This is a genomic window from Empedobacter tilapiae, assembly GCF_004785645.1.
In the GTDB taxonomy this organism is placed as follows: Bacteria; Bacteroidota; Bacteroidia; order Flavobacteriales; family Weeksellaceae; genus Empedobacter; species Empedobacter tilapiae.
The window spans coordinates 1-19137 of sequence record NZ_SRPE01000001.1; the positions used below are offsets into that span (position 1 = coordinate 1).

Below are 19137 nucleotides of genomic sequence, written 5' to 3' on the forward strand. Positions count from 1 at the left end.
GTAATTCCGTAGGAAGAATTCCAAAATGCAACGCCATTGCCGCCACATGCCGAGAATAATTCTCGAAAGTACGCTGGCTTCTGCCTAAAATGGAAATATTTCGCTGAAAACGTTGCAGAAGTTCAGAAAAACCCGTAATTTCACTACAAGCGCGATTAATGTATTTGTTCGCTCTTAATTCCTCCGGAGATTTTTTTTAGTTACCATAGTATCAATTGTTTAATATTAATATACTAAGGTACGAAATCATCGCAGCGAAAGCTACCGGAGGTTTAGTTCAACATCAGCTTGGCAAAATGGTGGATTAAGTGTAAAATTCAACATTTCTATTTCTTATCCGCCGAATGTGTTCCACATTCAGCTTATTTTTAATAATTTAGCCGATGTGTTTCCCGTTAGCTGTAATACTAGAAAAACTGTATCCGAATTACTTGAAGTAACAAAATTAGATTGTAAATTGTCATTATAATAAAAAATATATGAAAATATTATTTCACGTTTTAGTATCTTCAATTCTACTTGTATCATGTGGTTCTTCAAAACAATTAAATGAAAATAAGAACTCACTAACAAAAGAGATTAACAAAATCTATCAAGAAAATGTTTTTAATGGATTTGCGGTTTCTATAGTGGACGAAAAAGGAACTTTGTATCAGCAAGGTTACGGTTTTGCTGATATTTCTACCAAGAAAGAATATACTAACAATACAATTCAAAACATAGCTTCAGTCTCTAAAACATTAGTAGGAGTAGCTTTGCAAAAAGCCCAAGAGCTTGGGAAAATTAATTTGGATGATCCCATTGAAAAGTACTTAGATTTTAATGTGTCAAACCCAAATTTCCCAAACGAAAAAATCACTATCCGACAGTTATCAAATCATACTTCCTCAATTGTTGATAACGAATTTTACTTGAGTAAAAATTACTATCTAAAATCCAACCAAGATTTAACTAATGTTAAACTTAATTTTGACGAAGAACAAGTGTTCAATCCCTCTGATATGAAAATTTCTTTACAGAAATTCTTGAAAAACACACTAGAAAAAAATGGAAAATGGAACAAAGATAGTTTTTCTAAAAATGCACCCGGAACTATTTATGAATATTCAAACATTGGAACAACTTTGGCAGCATATATTGTTGAAAAAGCTACCGGCGAAACTTTTCAAAATTTCACAAAAAAAAATATTTTGCAACCTTTAAAAATGGACCAATCTGGTTGGACCTTCCAAGATGTTGATTTTTCTAAATTCTCAAAATTATACGAAAGCCCAACAACTTTGCTTCCTTTTTATGAAATGGTTACTTATCCTGATGGTGGCTTCATTACTTCTGTAAATGATTTAAGTAAGTTTTTATCAGAATTAATTAAAGGATACAACGGAAATGGAAAAATTCTCTCAAAAGAATCCTACAAAGAGTATTTTCATCCGCAACTTTCTGCCACAAATTTCATTGAAAGGAATACACAAAATCCCTATAATGAATCTTATAATGTCGGAAATTTTATTGGTTATGGTTATACAGGATTTATAGGACACACAGGCGGAGATCCAGGTGTTTTAAGTATGATGTTTTTTGATCCTAAAACTAATATTGGTAGAATTATGATTTTGAATACAAATTTTTCAAATAAAAAAGGAAATGATGCATTTTACGGAATATGGAATATATTGGAAAAATATCAAGATAAACTGATAAAATGATTCGTACATTGGTAACTGTTGCGTAACTCCAATTTTAGGTGCAAAAACAAAAAATAGTATAAATAACAACCTCTTTAAAAGTGATTTTAGAGAGGTTTTTAGTTTTGCGGGAAACCGTAAGTTTATAAAAAATGTAATTAGGATATTTTAGATTAACTATACAATAGAGTATTTTTATAAAGGTTTTGTATAATAGAATAATGTTAGTAGAAAGTTTATATATTTAAAACTTTAACTGTACTTATAAAGTCCTTCCAATATCAAAAATTACTTCAGCATAGAATATGAATACATACGATTACTTAAAGACTCTTGATTTAAATGATATTTATTCTCAAGATGATAATACACAAATATTAAATGAACTGATTTCTATTTCTGAAATTTTGAAACAGTATTTACTACTTGACTTTGAAAGATTAACAATCGAACCGAAAACGATAGAAATTTTAGGCGTAGAATATGATAATCCAGATTACAGACAATCTGCTACTGGAATTATATATAAAATTTATTTTTTTAATGAAGAAAACTTTAAAATTAATATTGAGGTTCTAGTTGACTTTCATAAAATTTTAATTAATACTAAAGGAAAAGCAAAAAGCATAGAATTGCATGATTTTGATTCAAAAATATTATCTAAACACAATTGCGAATTTAAAACTGATTTAAGAGAAATACTATAAACCTTATGCTAACAAAGGTAACTGTTACACAACTCCAATTTTAGGTACAAGAACACAAAATAGTATAAATAATAACCTCTTTAAAAGCAATTTTAAGGAGGTTTTTTGTTTTTGCGGGAAACCGTAATTTATTGTGAGATAGTTATTGTATGTTTGAGTGTAATTTAACGAAATACAGATATAGGTATTTTTTTTACGAAACGTAACTATATTAGTTTCGTAAAAAAACAATGTTATCTGTAATCATTTAACAACTGTATGTATTATAAAGAATTGAGTAATTGGGATGAAAAACCTGAATTAAATAATCTACTATTTTTCGCATCACGAATAAAGGAACTTACATTTGATTATACATTAGATAGTTTTAAATATCCGATGATGAATGCTTGTACAATTTGTTATGAAGGAATTGAATTAATTGAAGAGATTGAACAAAACAATTTTAATGAAAAATCAATAATTCCAATCCTTGAAGAATTATTATTTAAATTTCAAGAAGATTTTATTTCAAAAAAAATAATTGGCGAAAATTTAGAATATTACATTAATTTCGGTGACTATTCTAACTTAAAAGAAATAAAAGTAAAACTTCAATTATTAGCTCAAAAACTTAATCCTCTTAAATATAACGAAATAGTAATTTCAGAAATAAACGATATAGTTTTAAATTCAAAAAATGAAAATTCTAAATTATACAAACTTTCATCTTTGTTCGTAACCAACTTGGTAAACATTGGTTATTCTCAAAGTTATATTTATAAAAACGTTAACACAATTTTTTTTTCGAGACATAGAATAGAAAATTTTGAACCTTTAAAAGAATTTTTTAAAAATTTAGAGTATGATATTCAAAATTATCAAGTCATTTTCAAATGCTCGAAAATTTTAGAAGAAGTTAAAAGTACATCGGGTACTTTTAAATCAGAATTAGTATTTACTATTCCTGCTGAACTTGAGAAATTTGATAAAAACTTATTCTTTTCCTCAAAAAAAGAAAACCAAATATTTTTTATAGCAAAAAATATTGAAGCTCTAGATCCAGTCTCTGCAAAGGAAATTGCAGAAAAAAGAATTAATAAAATTTCCAATTTATTTTGTTTTTATCATCATAAAGAAAATCCTATTTGGGAAGATAATACTCTTGTAATTAACACAAAATCTGAATATTCATTTCTAATAAAAGAGAAAATTTCAGCAATGTCTAAGGGTAGAGATTTAAAACCAAAAAAAGCTGCTAGTAAACTTAATAGGTTAATTAACAATATTAGATTAGAAGATAATTCATTTTCAAAATATAACAGAGCTATAGATTTACACGGATTGTCTTTACAAAGTAAAAACATTGAAAATCAATTATTGCAAAATTGGATAGCATTTGAAACATTATTAGTTGGTTATTCAAAAGAATCAAAAATAGAACAAGTGCTTAAGCATTTAATTAATTTTCTTACTTATAAATATGTTGAAAATATTATCGAGGAAATTGCTAGGGATTTAAAGAAATTTAAATTTATGCTGTTTTTACGCCAAATTGAAAATGTCCCTTTTGGAAATACTTTCGCAGAAAAGCTTACTGCATTAATAATTCTTGATGAGCTTAAGACTGAACGACACAAATTATATAGTAATTTAGAGAGACACCCATTATTAAAATACCGAATTTTTGAATATCATAAAAAATTTTCAAAAGTCAAATCAGTAGAAGATCTAATACTAAGACATAAAAAATTAGTAGAATGGCAAATTAAAAGAATGTATAGGTCAAGAAATTTGATTGTTCACGCAGGAGTTGTTCCTTCATATACTGAAATACTAGTTGAACATTCTCACAATTTTTTAGATAAATTATTAAATACAATCAACAACTTTTCTATTGAGAATTTAAGTATTATTTCCATTGAGCAAGTAATTAAGGAAGTTGAAATATTACAAAATCATCAGTATAAAATTCTTTCTGCAAACAGAGACAAAACTGTTGACAAATTAATATATGAAAAAGTATTACTATTCAAATAATAACTACAGCTAATAACTAAGCTTTCGTCTTGCCCGGAGGGCATGAGAAGTATTGCAATAATATTGCAAGACAAAAAGAATAAATATACAACTTCGCTAAATGTTTTTAGCGAGGTTTTTTGTTTTTACACAACAAGGTATACTTTTTATTTTGTCGTCTATTTTTTTGAAGGACAAAATAGTCTATTTCTTCGGGGTTTGTTCGAGTGTCCTTCGACAATGGTTCGAGAAAAAGTATGTTTTGTCGAACAACAGTCGAACAACGGTCGAAGGATTGTCGAAGAAGATAAGTAAAAACACAGTTTTATTTAGATGTTATTTTTTTGCGTTAAACGATATAATTTGATGTTATTTTATAAAATAACAAAAGGCAAACCATAGTTCGCCTTTTATGTTATTGTGAATTATACGTTGTGTAGTGACAACACATCTGGTACAGTACCCTACTAAGAATAATATTCAAATTCTATATATTTAACCTCTTGTTCTTCATAAAAATCTAATAGTATTTTCTCTTTTAAATTTTTGCTTATAATGCTTATAATACCAGAAGGTTCATCAGTAAAATTAAAATTAAAATTAAAATTAATAATTGAATCCATTTCAATAGCACCGCAATCTTCAGATAAAGGAATAAATAAATATACAGTATCTTTAGACTTAAATTGTTTAAGTATAATATTTTTTAAATCTGATTTATTATTAAATAATAATTTGATGGAAAAAGAATTATTTAATTTATTTTGATTATTATTTATTCTATCAGTTTCAACAATAGATATAATTTTCGGATTTTTAATTATTGTTATTTTATGTATAATTTTCAAGTATTCTTCTAAATATTGTCTACCAAAAAGCCTTCTTTTCTTTTGTTCTATTGTTTCTATCATTTCTTGTAGTAATCAACTTTTGATTTTTTATTTATCAGTTTAGGTCTATTATAATTATTCATTCTTATATTATCATTGACTGTTTTTACTGTTCCTGCTTCCCAATGAGGTTGCTCTTTATGACTCCTGTCCATTGTTTGTTGTTGTACTGATTTTATTTCTTTTCCTCCTCCTTTTTTTGGAACTTCATAAGTATATTCTCTTCCTGATGAATTCTTGGATTGAGATTTAGGCTGTTGACTAGTAGGAATACCTTCTCGTCTCATAGTTTCTCTTCTAGCTTCTCTTGAAGTATTTGCAGTATTACTTTTCTTATTTGAATTATTATTACTGCCACCATATTTATTCGTTACCCCTGCAACTGTAGTAACAGTAGTTGAAGCGTTTCCTCCTCTTCCTGTAGCCGCAACAAACATCATATCTCTTTGGAAATCTTTAGCTGTTTGCACTTTTTGAGCATCTCCTGAGTTACCTGTAGGAGCAATAGCTACGCCTCCTCCAAATAATAAAAAGATACCAATACAAACAGGACATTTTCCATCAGGATCGTCATAAATTACAGGATTATTGTAACCATAAGAATAGGGATTAAGATTGTTTGGATTAAAAACACCATTACCGACTTCTGATTTGTTAGCAAAAGCTTCTAACATATCTATTTCGTCATCATCTTCATCTTCTTGGTCAAAGTCAATAGATGTTCGAAGGTCATTAAAAAGAGGGTCTGGAGTTAACCATCGACCTATTGAAGCATCATAATTTCTCCAACCATAGTCATGCCAACCAAGTCCTAATTCGTCTTGCAGTTCTTTACCGTTGTATTTGTACTTATAGTTCGCATTCGCAAGATTGGTATTGTTGTATCCACTATGTTTTAACCCAAATGGATAATAGTTGTTCTCTTCCAATACTTTTAGTGTTCCGTCTGTATTCTTTTGGTAACTAAGACGTACACTCGCTTCGCTCGGGTCATTTCATGAAAAACTTTATCAAAGCTTTTCACTCATGAATCAAAATGATCGGTGTAATTGTACACATAATTAATCTTACCTCCTACGAGACAATCTGGCTCGTTCGCTAAAAATGTTTACAAAACATTTTTTTAACGCTCCGCCCTCAAAGAACTTCTGTAGGTAAATTTAAAAAAAATTATACGTTAAAAACATAGCAACTTCATAAAATAACAAAAGGCAAACAAACGTTTACCTTTTGTATTATTAGAATGAATACGTTGTGTAATAACAATACATTTGGAACACTACCACCCTCTAATTTTACTTATTACCAATAACATTAATAACAAAATGAATGGAATAGATGACTCAACATATATAGAATTATCTATAATACCTTTGAATAAGTAGTAATTTTTACCCCATACTATTATCATTATACAAGATATAATAATTGTATATATGTTCTTTTTAAAAAAGACAGATGATAAAAGTAAAATTACACATAAAATAATTTCAAGATAAATTATAGAAAAATTATTAGGATAATTTTTAAAATCTAAATTAGAGATATTAAAGTCTTGTAATAAGAGCGAATATAAAGATATTGGCTCTGAATAATTATAAGATATTTTTATAAATAAATAAAAAAAGCATATAAATATAACTAGTAATACAGAGATTAAACTTTTAATATTTTTTCTTTTATTAAGAGCCTGAAGATCCTTTTTCATTTTCCTTATCTTTAGGTATATTTTTATTAAAATTACTCCAATCTGCATTCTTAAACCATATAAGAGGATTAACTCCTTGAGATGTTCTTTGTATTAAAGGTTTTAGATATGGAGTCATAGCATTATCAATACTACGATGAGTTGTTCCTGGCATTGTTGAATTTCCAAATCCTTGAGTATTATTAGATTTAATTCCCCCACCACCTGAGAACATATTTTTCTCAGCACTTAAGTTTATTATATTTTTAACATTATCTCCTAAGTTTGCCTTATATGGTGTACCTTCTAATGCTCTTCCTCCTTCAGCATTTACAGAAACTGGTTCCATAGTTAAAACAAGATTAATATTTTGTTTAGTTGAGGCAGCAGCGTTAAGAATATCTTTTCCTCCTAAACTATGACCAATCATAATTATATTACCATCTGGATTTACACTTCTATAATTATCTATTGTCTCTACCATATGTTCAGATGCTAGTCCACTATCAGTACCTGCATATGTAACAACAGCAGTAGAAGAACCTAAAATACCACGTAAAGTAGATAAACCTCCATCTGTTTGGAGATCGCTACTAAGATTTGAGTATAAAGTATTACTTCCATTCTTTACTCCATCTCCTGCAGCACCATTTGCTCTTCCTAGTCCTATTAAAACTAGTGTAGTATGACTAGTTTTAAAATTATCAGCTGGTACAGCTTCTAATCCTTCTAACTCCCTATGAGAAGTTACTTTATTTTCAGAAAAGTTATATGGAGATTGATATGAATAATCTTCTGCCAGCGGGTCAATATTGAAGAATCTTCCAATAGCTGGATCATAATTTCTCCATTTGAAGCTGTCCCAATTAAGACCTAATTCTTCCTGTCTCTCTTGCCCTTGGTATTTGTACTTATAGTTAGTATTCGCAAGGTTGGTATTGTTGTATCCACTATGTTTTAATCCAAATGGATAATAGTTGTTTTCTTCCAAAACAAACTCAAAGAACTTCTGTTGGTAAATTTAAGTAATTATATGTTAAAAATATAGCTACTTTATAAAATAACAAAAGGCAAACAAACGCTTGCCTCTTGTGTTATTGTAAATTATTTTACTTGTAATTAATTGTTGTAGTATAACAACACTTCTGATACACTACCCCTTATTTGTATTTTAGATAATTATCTAAAATAATTTTTTCTAATTCTTTAAAGTTGCATTCTAAGCCAGCTGATGTTATTGTTATAGGAGTATTATAAGTTTCGAAGTTTTTTCTTAAAAGTATTCTTTTTAAATAGGATACTCTACTTATATATTCTTCAGGGTTTTTAACTTTTAACAATAAAAAATCACTTGAAACAACTTTTTTAGATTCTATATTTAGAATATCTGACCAACTAATTAAGCCTACTGAACTAAAATTTGAATTATCTATAATACCATCTTTATTGATAATTAATCCAGGTTTTTTATCGAATAACTTAGTAAATAATAATATACAAGCCAATCCAAAAAATAGACTTCCGATATATCCAATATTTTTAATAAATCTTTCACTAAAAAATATAAAGGAAACAAATTTTTCTGGAAACAAAATAAAAAATATACTGAAAATTGTAAAACTTAGACTTGCAAAAAATAAAAGTATTATTTTTTTATTACTTAATTTTATTTCTTTCATCATTCATACGCTTTTTGAACAGCAGATTCTGCAAGTTCTGAGCCTCCCCAGCTACCTAACGCTCCGCCTATAATTCCGCCTATAAGTGCTCGAGGAGCAGCACCTACACCTCCAAACCAAACTCCGACAGCAGCACCAATTGCAGCACCTCCTTTAGCCCCAGCTATACCACCAGCTAAACCACCAGCAACACTAGCCGTAGCTACAGCTGTATTTTTACCATCGGTGTATCCGGTATTTTGATAATTTTGATAGTCTTGAGATACACCACTTCCTATTTCAATAGTTCCTAATACTGCAGTAGTAACAATAGTACCTCTTTTTAGTACTTTTGATATATTATACGTTTTTCTATACCTATTACCTTTCCAATTATTAGCGTAATAGGATGCTCTTATTTCTCCGTAATTAATACCGTCAAAAGCTCTATTATCGATTGTTTTAGTCCAGAAAGAAATAGATCCTCCTTTATTTTTTGTTGCAGAAAGAATATCAGCACTATCACCAATCCTATCATTCATAAGACCTATATTTTCTAAGGTATTGTCACTTTCTTTTGATATAGCTTTAACAGTTGCTTCTTGTAAATCTATCCCATAACCAGCATCTTGTAATGCTGTTTCAAAATTATTTACATTTCCTCCATTTTTCATATAATCATTATAGAAAGCTATCTCATTTTTATTTTTTAAGACTAAATTCCCATTACTATCATATTCGTATAATCCAGTAGGATCACTCCAAAATACAGGATTATTAAAAGCGAAACGATACGGGGTATGCATTGGAGCTTCTTCAGATAATTTATCAGGAGACATAAACCTTCCTATTGAAGCATCATAATTTCTGAAGTCCATTGCTGTCCAATTCAAGCCTAACTCGTCTTGTAGTTGAGCACTTCGTGCGGTATGTTCGTCAAAAGTTTACTCAAAACTTTTTTCTCCATAATCATTGTATTTGTACTTATAGTTCGCATTCGCAAGATTGGTATTGTTGTAGCCACTATGTTTTAACCCAAATGGATAATAGTTGTTTTCTTCCAATACTTTTAGAGTACCATTACTTTCTTTTTGGTAGCTTAAACGTACACTCGCTTTGCTCGGGTCATTTCACGAAAAGCTTTATCAAAGCTTTTCACTCATGAATCAAAATGATCGGTGTAATTGTACACATAATTAATCTTACCTACTACAAGACAATCTGGCTCGTTCGCTAAAAATGTTTTACAAAACATTTTTTAACGCTCCGCTCTCAAAGAACTTCTCTATAAAAATAAGAAAATAAAAATACTAACCACTAAAAAATTTAAGGATTTATTTAATAAAAATGTAGCTACTTTATAAAACAACAAAAGGCAAACCATAGTTTGCCTTTTGTGTTATTGTGAATAATATGTTGTGTAAAATCAATACGTCTGGAACACTATCTACTCTTTATTAAGTAAAAGATCTTCATCGAACCATACATCTTCATACCCTCTATTATCAATTAAAAAACGATAACCTACAGGTAACCCTAAATAAGGTAAGATAAAGGAAGAACTGTCTATTAAATGATAAACGTGCGAAGGTTTAAAAAAATCAAATTCATCAGTATTGAAATCATCTCCCGACCAAATATACCATCCATTTAAAGTATCTGTTACAGGATGTCTCAATCCATTTATTTGTACATTTGGATTAAAATTTTTTCCTAAAGCAATTAAAGAGTTTAATTCTACAAATTTTGGTATTTGTGAGTATTTTTCACAAATACATTTTTGTCTTTCTAAAAATAAATTATTGTCCATTATTAGTCCTGTTTTCTATTATTTTCTTCATGTCCTTAGAATATTTACTCATTTCTGCTCCTTGTTTATTGGAACAAGTTTTACATTGTGGTTGAATAGATGAATTTGATCTCATTTTAGTTTTATCAATCCCTCCTGTTTGATAATGTTCTTTTACTAAAGGAGTCTTATGATCAGCTATATATTTGTCAGCCTTTTTTCCACAAGTTGAACAACCTTGCTTTTCCCCTAATTCATTAGCATACTTACGCATACTAGGTGTAGTAGCATTAGAAGGTCTTTTATAAATTTCATTAGTAACTGGTTCTACTATAGATCCATTTGCCCCTTTAGTTCCACCAGCTTTATGAGCAATAACTGTTACCACTGCCAATGTAATAACTTCTCCTTGGGCTTCTGCGTTTCCATTAATAGCTCTTGCTCCTGTATCAATAAGTCCTTTAGCTCCGCTGGTTTCATACACAGATTGACCATACTGACTTAACGCAGAATTAACCCCTCCTGTATCATAAGCATCTTTAATTTTGCCAAATTCATTATAAGCTCTTATTGAAGTTGAAATAGGATTACTTTCTATTAGACCTTGAACTAATCCTTTAGCTCCGTTAACAACACCTTGACCAAAATCTGAAATAGACCAATTACTCCCTGCACTACTTTGTATATCTGGATTTGTAGTAGAAGCACCTTCTAAACCTTCAATTTCAATTTTCCATACAGGATTATTATGTGCAAATTGGTAAGTACTAATATTGTAGTAGTCTTCTGAAATAGGGTCAACACCAAAGAAACGTCCTATAGTAGGATCATAATTTCGGTATCTATAATTGTACCAATTTAAGCCAAGTTCATCTTGTAACTCTTGCCCATTGTATTTGTACTTATAGTTAGTATTCGCAAGATTAGTATTATTATATCCACTATGTTTTAATCCAAACGGATAATAGTTGTTTTCCTCCAATACTTTTAACGAGCCATTTGTTTCTTTCTGATAGCTCAATCGGACATTACCCAAATGATCAGTGTAATTGTAAACATAATTAAATGCTGTACCGTCTGTTACATTTACATAGCCTTCTGCTGTTGGAAAAAATTGTAATATTGGTTGATTCCCTTTTCCTGCTGCTAGAGAATACTGAAATCCATTTACATAATACGTTCCTTCTGCATTTGATAACAAATGATTCTGTACATATTTTGCTAATTTTACGCCATTCGCATCATATTCATAACTAATCTTATCTCCGTTTTCCCAAAGAACTTCTGTTGGTAAATTTAAGTAATTATACTTAATTTCTGTTATTCCTTTGTTTAAATCTTTGGTAAGATTTCCGTTAAGATCATACATGTAGTCATTTCGGGCATCGTTTGCAGTTATTCCACTATATTTATTCTTATCGTTGAAACCATCTTCAGTCTCGTCATCAGAAACATTTAAAAGCTTATTCGAATTTGATTGATAATCGTATGTTAACTCATCGATTGTAAATAGATTATTATTCAAACGGTTTCCATTGCGTGAAAATCCTTTTATATTTCCATTTTTGTCATAGCCTTTTACATATTCATTATAAGCACCAACATTGGTAGAGCCTCCTGTAATTCCTGTTTTCACAACAGCGAAATCAGCCTTTAACAATCGATTCAATCCATCATAATCAAAACGATAAGTTTTGTACGAATTAACATCTGTTGTTTTCCAAGAAACAGCAGATATATTTCCATTATAAAGAGAACCATAGTTGATGCTAAATGAAAATAAATTAGAATTAATATCAGTGTAAACATCATTAATATCTGTTAACCAACCTCTAATATTATACTTATAGTCTACTGTTTGCAAGGGATTAGACGCTACAGAGTTTCCAACTTTCTTACTCTTTAGTTGATTAATCTCGTTATAAGAGTTCTGAACAATATATTCTTTTGGATTATTGTTGACTTGATGTGTTTGATACTTCAGCAATTCATTCGGATAATAATCATACTCCTCTTTTATCGTAATCTCTGTTCCTGTATCAGTTGGTTTATGTTTGGTAACTGTATTTTTAACCTTTCCTCTGAAATCTAAAATAGAAGCGGTTGTTTGATAACCACCTAAATAATTATCCAAATGCGAAGCTATAGGACGTATATATTTAGCATCATAATATGTATAGGATTTATTCCATGTTGTTTCTCCCAAAACATTTATATAACTCGCTACAGCTAAACCTTTGGTTTTTGTATCATCAGCTCCAATTACATTTTGATTATCTATAGACGAAGGTGTAACTCCTAAATTTTGATAATGATCGTAATAATTAACAGATTGAACTGTTAAGCTTCCATTTGGAAATTGCGCATTGGTATAATAAATATTTTGTCCATTATTTGGAAATACAGATGATACTCTTTCTTCGTTATTAGGGGTTCTTTTATTATTCAGCGCAGTTTGCATTGAACCTCGTGAGGCTGTATTTTTAAAAAAACCTGTATAAACGATTCGCCCAAATTTATCGTATTTAAAGAACGTCCATCCTTTATTTGTGCTTGTCCGTTGATTGATATCTTGTTGTAAGGTTAAACGATCTTGGTTATCGTACACCATAAACTCTCTTCCTTTACCAGGAAGTTGTTTTTCAACTAGCCTGTTCTTTTCATCATAAAAATACTGGTAGCCTAATTCAGCAAGATTATTTCTATAAGAAATTATATTTCCATGATCAGTATCAATTAATTTAGGAGGAAGAACAAATGTTAAATTACCATAAATATCATACACATAATACGTATCATGATTGCCAGAAGAATTTCCACTAATTGCGGGAATATTAATTCTTTTCAGAACAACTCTCCCTTCTTTGTCTTTAAATTCCTGAATAGGTTGTCCATTCTCATCTGTCGTCACAGTTTTATACAATACACCTTTTTGATAGGTACTATTTAACGTTAAAGTTGGATTGGTAGTCGGATTGTCTACTCCAAATTTGTAAACTTCTCCCTCTGTATTTGTACCATATTGAAATTCAATCTCATTTCCTGATCCTTTCTTCCAATCTCTTCCTGGTGCTGATTGTGCCAATACTCTATTTAGAGGTGAATTCTCAAATGTTTTCTCTGAAAATGGAGTTGTATCACCTGTTAATGTAGAATAAAACGAATTTCCATTAGCTGAAGAACTGACAATAGTGTTAGCTGATGATGTTATTGGAAAAGGTAAATACTCTTTGGCTTGACGTCCAAAACCATCATATTCAAACGGGGTTACAATCGTTTTTCCAGTAGGAGAACCGCCTACTTGTAAGGCTTGTTTTTCGCGTCCTAATCCGTCAAAATAAACGACAGTTTCTTTTTTAGCTGTACAAGTAGCATCTAAGCATTCTTGCGTCTTTATAAAATTTTCTGTTGTTGATTGAGCTTTTAAAGCTGTAGTAACTCCTAAAGCTAAAAAAATACTCAACAAAAATTTTTCATAAAAGTGTTTCATAAACTAAGCTTTAGTTTTTATAATGATATTCAAAAGTTTTAAGCGTTTCTCCTTTGTCATTTTTAATTTCCATTAATCGTCCAAATTCATCATATTTATAAAATTCTGATATTCCATTTGGTTGGATTATTTGGGTTACACCTACAAGTGGTTGATAGATATAAGAAGAAATCATGGCTTGAGGTAATGCTGTTCGTAAATTAGTAAAAGAATCTTTCGTTAAAGTACCATTGTTGCTTGCTATTTCTAAATTTTGAATAAAACTACTAACCTCTGATAAAGAAGCTCCTTCTATTTTAGCGATAGGGTATTGCCCTCTATAACCCCAAATAATCGATATAGGAATTCCATTTTCTAAAGTATATTGTGTAAGATTACCTTGAGTGTCGTAACTGTTGTAAGTAATTTTGCGGTCTATAGTGTTTACTATTTCCCCCATAGCTCCCTTTTTTTGATAGACAACCTCTGGTAAAATTATGTCTCCACTTATTCCAGGAAAGTATTTATAGAAATTGCGTAGTTCAGATAAAACAGTTGAACCATTTTTTGTTTTTGTAATGATAGGTGTAGCAATTATATTACGATTCACCATTTCTTGCATAGTAGGACTTTGTTCATAGCCATATGTTAGATCTGATGGATATTGATATTCAGAAATAATATATTCTCCTTTAGAATTAGTAATGGTCTGTTTAGTTAATTGTGAATGATTTGAACTTGAGTAATCATATATTATTTCAGATTCGAGTTTATTATTGTTGAAAAATTCTGTTGTTTTAACATTATCAACAACAATTTTTTGATTTGAAACTAAACTATCAATTGAAAAAAAATACAATCCAGCATTATTTTTTAATTTAGGATTAAAAGAGTTATCAAGATATTCAAACCTATTTTTAAGGGGGTCTTTAGCTTCATAATAATGAGTATCTAAATATCCAAGTTTAAAATTTCTATTTATATCAGAATTTTTACTGATCAATTTATAATTGTAATTCTTTTCTATCAATTTTTCCCCAGAAGAAGAATAATGCTCTTCTTTTTCTAATTTTCCAATTTTTCTTGCATTGAAAGAAGAAAAACTACTTCTAGATGGAAACGGATAGATATCTTTACCCTTCTTTTCAACATATCCATAACCAACTTTTATGTAATCAGATATACTATTATTATAATATCCATTACAACACCATGGGCGTGTTAAGTCTGGATTTGCTTTAAAAACATTTTTTGACCCAGGAGTTAAATACGTAAAATCATCAGTAGGTCCACTAACAACATTTACTTCAGGTCTATTATCATCATAATAATTATAATACTTTATATATCCATTACTTTCTTCTGTAGGTAAAATATCTTTTTCTAATACATTTGTATAAATAATTTCTCTTCCAAAAATATCTTGTTGAGGCCCCATAGGAGTTGTAGAGAAATTTATCATTTTTTTCAATATTGTTTCAGGGTTATTAACTCCTCTTCTATTTAACTCCTCTTTTGTTATAGTATTAATATAATATTCCTTAACAAACAATTCATTTTCATTAAATTGCTTAGTCTGATTTATCTTCCTATCTAAATTATTATCAAAAGCATAGTTTGAAATGTAAGCAAAAGATGGTTTATGAATTAATACTCCACTAGATTGACTTGTATTGTTAAAATTTTTATATTCATATTGTTTAATTTTTTTTATACTATTATCAAAGTCTTTATAAATTAATTTATTAACTCTAACACCTGGACCATTTACATTATTTTGAGAAGATGATGGATTAAAAAATTGATTAATTTCATAATTTACTTCAAGTGTTCCTTTAGAAGGAAAAGTAACTTTACTTAAAGTTCCATAGTAAACAGAATTAGGATTAGGAATACGATCAACACCATTAATGGTTGAAGAAATCATTTTTCTAGGGTAATATTCTATTTTATTTCCATCCTCAGAGCCTACATCTATATATAAATTAGGAAAGTAAGGAAATGGATTATCTTGTGCTTTATTTAAAAAATAGCCATATAAATCTTCTTGACCCATAGCATTTTTATTAGGAAGTTTTTCAGTATTATTATAGTCAAAATTATGTGTAAATTCTTTATAAGTCCCTTCATTATATTCTGATCTTTGTTTTAATCCGACTAAATAAAATCGATATCGCGAAGGATCTCTATAATTATCTGATTTACCTACCGAAATTTGATTTAATTCAAAATTACTTATTTTCTTACCAAAACTATTCAAAAATATAATTGAAGATAGGTAACCCGCTCCATCTAAGTCCTTTCTATCAACATCGTCAAATGAGTTTACAAATAAAATTTTTTGAAAATTTGTTTTAATTTCAGATAAATACAACTTTTCTTTTTCTGATATGAGGTAATCAATGCCATAAGGAAGTTTTTGAGGTTTTAAATTGTATTCCTTATTTGTATATTCACCATAGTGTGTTCTAGAAACTGGATATTTTTGTGTGATTGCAGATTTCTTATACTTAAACTCAATAGTTTCTTTATTAGGAAATTCTATTTTTGAGATACTCCAATTATTTACTTGTGAATCCTGCATGATTAGCTGAATAGTTCGATAATTATCTAAAGCATCTTTTGAATGATCATATATAGAAGCTATATATTGAGAATCATCAAACGTATATTGATCAAAATAATATTTTATTCCTCGGTTGTCAGTTACTATGAAACTACTTATAAAATTTACAGGTAATGATCTACTTACAGGTTTACTCTGCCAGTATTTATAATAACCATTATTTCCATTAATAAACTCTACTTTAATTTCAGAATTATCTAAAACTATAGCTTCAAATTTATCTAATCCCTCTATACTCAATATTTTATCTGGATCATGGTACTCTTTTTTCAAATTTAGCATAAAGTGAAAATTTAAATCACCTATAGCTACATGAAATATATCTCTTTGACTCTCATAATTATATCGTACAGTTTGCATATGAAGAATTGAAGAAATTGTATAATCATTTAGATCAATATTTCCATAGGTTTTTCGAGGAATGGGAAAATTTTTACTATAGTAATCATAATAACCATTTGTAGCAGATCCGCTAAAATGCTTTGTATTAATAGGTTTTCTCCAAGTGAATGTATGATCAATATGCGGACTATTAGTAGGAACTCCTACACCTGTAAACAGACCATGATCTAGCGGTATGACACGTACATCATCAGGATTACCATTTGGAATTCTAGTAACTTGACCTCCTGCCATCAAATTCCATCCTAATCCTATTTCACTAGCTTCATCATTCACTTTAACTCCAGAAGTAGAATATTGAAGTTTTATAGGTAAAGAATAATTATTAATATCAATAGAACCTAAAGGAATTTCAAAATTAAATTTACCAGTCGCTTTATCTACATTTCCTTCACTTGAATAATCACCAAAAACCCATGAATTAGGATTAGTAGTTATAGATTTTATATTTTCTATTTCAATAGATTGACTTAAAGCAATATTATTTATTATTATAAAAAATAATATTGCTAATGAACTCTTTTTCATTTCTTATTTTTTAATAATTTTAATTGATTCGGTTTGGTTGTCGGTGTTGATTTTTAGGATATAAATACCTTCTGGATAATTTCCTAAAGAAATAGGTGTAGAACGATATTTCACCTCTTTAGTTTGTAAATGTTGACCAACTAAATTATACACCTCAATCGAGGATTTTTCAAAATCTTTGTTGATTAAAACATTCACAATATCACGTGTAGGATTTGGATAGGCTTCGATATAGGTACGTTTTTCTGTAGAAGATTTATCACCTAATTTTACCAAATAAAAATCGGATTGTCCATTACTCCCTTTACCTTCTTGTGTTGAGTTTCCAAATAGAATAATTGAACCGTCACGCGTTGTAATCGCTTTTTCAAGGTAATTAAATCCCTTCTCTCCAAACTTTTTGTTCCAAATTTCTGAACCATTTTCATCAAAAGTTTTAGCGATATAATAGCTTTCTATTGCATGATTGTTAGATTTTAACTGTTCTAACGTAGAGATTTTATTCGCTGTAAAAAGGTATTTATTGTCAATCAATTTGATTTCTGTAATAGACAAATCACTCTCTATTTCCAATTCGGTTATTTTCTGAGTTTGAAAGTTAAAATCGGTTTGAATAACCTTTGGTTTTAACTTATTTTCAACCTTTTCTAGAATTGAAAACAAATAACCATTCTTATTTTCTTGAAAAGAAATCAATTGATTGTCTGTATTCAAATTTAAATTCTGTTCAGAGATTATTTCTCCTTTTTGATTAATCTGAACAATCCAAGTTCCATTAGATGTTTGATCAATCGTTTTATTTCCACTTATAGGAGAATTCGAATTACCAATTAAAACAAAACCATCTTTAGTCTCAGTAACCGATTTGATTTGATCATCAAAAGAACCTCCAAATGTTTTTTCCCAAAGGATTTCTCCTTTTTCATTTAGCTTGATGATATAATAATCATTTCCTCCAAAATTCTCGCTCTTTTTGTAGGAAGAAGGTGTTGAATTAGAATTAGCAGCAATTAAATATCCTTTATCCTTTGTTCGAATAATAGCTACAGGAATATCATTCCCATTTCCGCCAAACGAATTTTGCCACTGTATTTTTCCTTGTGCATCTATTTTTATAACCCAAATATCTTCATTCCCTTGGTTTTCACTCACTTTATCGCCAGATTTAGAAGATGTAGAAGCTCCTGCTAAAACATAGCCACCATCAGAAGTGGATTGGGCGGCATATAAAAAATCTGAACCATTCCCGCCAAACGAGTTTTGCCATTCTTGTTTACCATTTTCATCCATTTTCCAGATAAAATAATCTAAACTTCCTTGATTTTTCTTTTGGATATCTCCTGTTGCATTAGATGCTGAACTGCCTAAAATCAAGAAACCATAATCGGGTGTAGAAATAGCATTGTAAAGATATTCTGCCTGTTCTCCTCCTATAGATTTTTCCCAGAACACATCTTGTTGTGCTAAAATAGTATGCATAGAAAATAAACAGAAAACTGAGAGTAGAGTTTTCTTCATATAAATTAAATTTTATTTTTTGTAAAATTAGTCCTTTTTAGTTTATTGATTTATATTATAAAAGAAGAATAATATTGATTTAATTCATAAAAGTTAAGTAATCTATTTTTCTAAGATTCCTATTAAGAAGGATAATGTTAGCATAAAAGTGCCATCACCTATATAACTCTTTTAGAAAAA

11 protein-coding genes and 1 pseudogene are annotated in these 19137 nt (G+C 29.2%); 3 read left to right on the top strand and 9 right to left on the bottom strand.

The annotated features are described in order from the left end of the window. Nucleotides 1-479 precede the first annotated feature (479 nt). The 3 genes from E4J94_RS00010 (at nt 480) to E4J94_RS00020 (ending at nt 4411) form a co-directional block, all read left to right on the top strand. On the top strand, nt 480-1706 hold the full coding sequence (locus E4J94_RS00010) for a serine hydrolase domain-containing protein (RefSeq protein ID WP_135833872.1): 1227 nt from the start codon (nt 480-482) through the stop codon (nt 1704-1706). Nucleotides 1707-1990: 284 nt separating this feature from the next. Continuing rightward, on the top strand, nt 1991-2392 hold the full coding sequence (locus E4J94_RS00015; protein WP_135833873.1) for a hypothetical protein: 402 nt from the start codon (nt 1991-1993) through the stop codon (nt 2390-2392). 258 nt (nt 2393-2650) lie between these two features. Continuing rightward, nucleotides 2651-4411: a hypothetical protein gene (locus E4J94_RS00020; protein ID WP_135833874.1), complete on the top strand. Its 1761-nt coding sequence runs from the start codon at nt 2651-2653 to the stop codon at nt 4409-4411. Between the two features lie 446 nt (nt 4412-4857). Here the strand turns inward: E4J94_RS00020 and E4J94_RS00025 are convergent, their stop codons facing one another. From E4J94_RS00025 to E4J94_RS00065, 9 genes and pseudogenes are all read right to left on the bottom strand, one after another. Beyond that, nucleotides 4858-5301 carry a hypothetical protein gene (locus E4J94_RS00025; RefSeq protein ID WP_135833875.1) on the bottom strand — a complete coding sequence of 148 codons (444 nt, stop codon included), beginning with the start codon at nt 5299-5301 and terminating at the stop codon, nt 4858-4860. Next, the gene (locus tag E4J94_RS17945) at nt 5298-6209 is read right to left on the bottom strand and encodes an RHS repeat domain-containing protein (RefSeq protein WP_135833876.1); all 912 of its coding nucleotides are present in this window, start codon (nt 6207-6209) and stop codon (nt 5298-5300) included. Before E4J94_RS17945 ends, E4J94_RS00025 begins: the two co-directional genes overlap by 4 nt. Before the next feature lie 753 nt (nt 6210-6962). Further along, nucleotides 6963-7958 (bottom strand): RHS repeat-associated core domain-containing protein, encoded by a 996-nt coding sequence (locus E4J94_RS17765; RefSeq protein ID WP_246034214.1) that lies wholly within the window; start codon nt 7956-7958, stop codon nt 6963-6965. Between the two features lie 169 nt (nt 7959-8127). Beyond that, nucleotides 8128-8649 (bottom strand): STM3941 family protein, encoded by a 522-nt coding sequence (locus tag E4J94_RS00040; protein ID WP_135833877.1) that lies wholly within the window; start codon nt 8647-8649, stop codon nt 8128-8130. After that, nucleotides 8646-9524 (bottom strand): annotated as a pseudogene (locus tag E4J94_RS17705) (RHS repeat-associated core domain-containing protein); the annotation flags it as partial. The pseudogene E4J94_RS17705 and the gene E4J94_RS00040, both read right to left, overlap by 4 nt. A gap of 548 nt (nt 9525-10072) precedes the next feature. Then, a complete protein-coding gene (locus E4J94_RS00050) occupies nt 10073-10435 on the bottom strand; it encodes an immunity protein Imm33 domain-containing protein (RefSeq protein WP_135833878.1) in 363 nt (120 codons plus the stop codon). Continuing rightward, on the bottom strand, nt 10425-13904 hold the full coding sequence (locus tag E4J94_RS00055) for a DUF6443 domain-containing protein (protein ID WP_135833879.1): 3480 nt from the start codon (nt 13902-13904) through the stop codon (nt 10425-10427). The genes E4J94_RS00050 and E4J94_RS00055 overlap by 11 nt, the downstream gene beginning before the upstream one ends. Nucleotides 13905-13914: 10 nt before the next feature. Then, nucleotides 13915-17439: a hypothetical protein gene (locus E4J94_RS00060; RefSeq protein WP_135833880.1), complete on the bottom strand. Its 3525-nt coding sequence runs from the start codon at nt 17437-17439 to the stop codon at nt 13915-13917. A gap of 3 nt (nt 17440-17442) precedes the next feature. Then, complete coding sequence (locus E4J94_RS00065; RefSeq protein WP_246034215.1) at nt 17443-18957, bottom strand: T9SS type A sorting domain-containing protein; 1515 nt, start codon at nt 18955-18957, stop codon at nt 17443-17445. Nucleotides 18958-19137 lie beyond the last annotated feature (180 nt).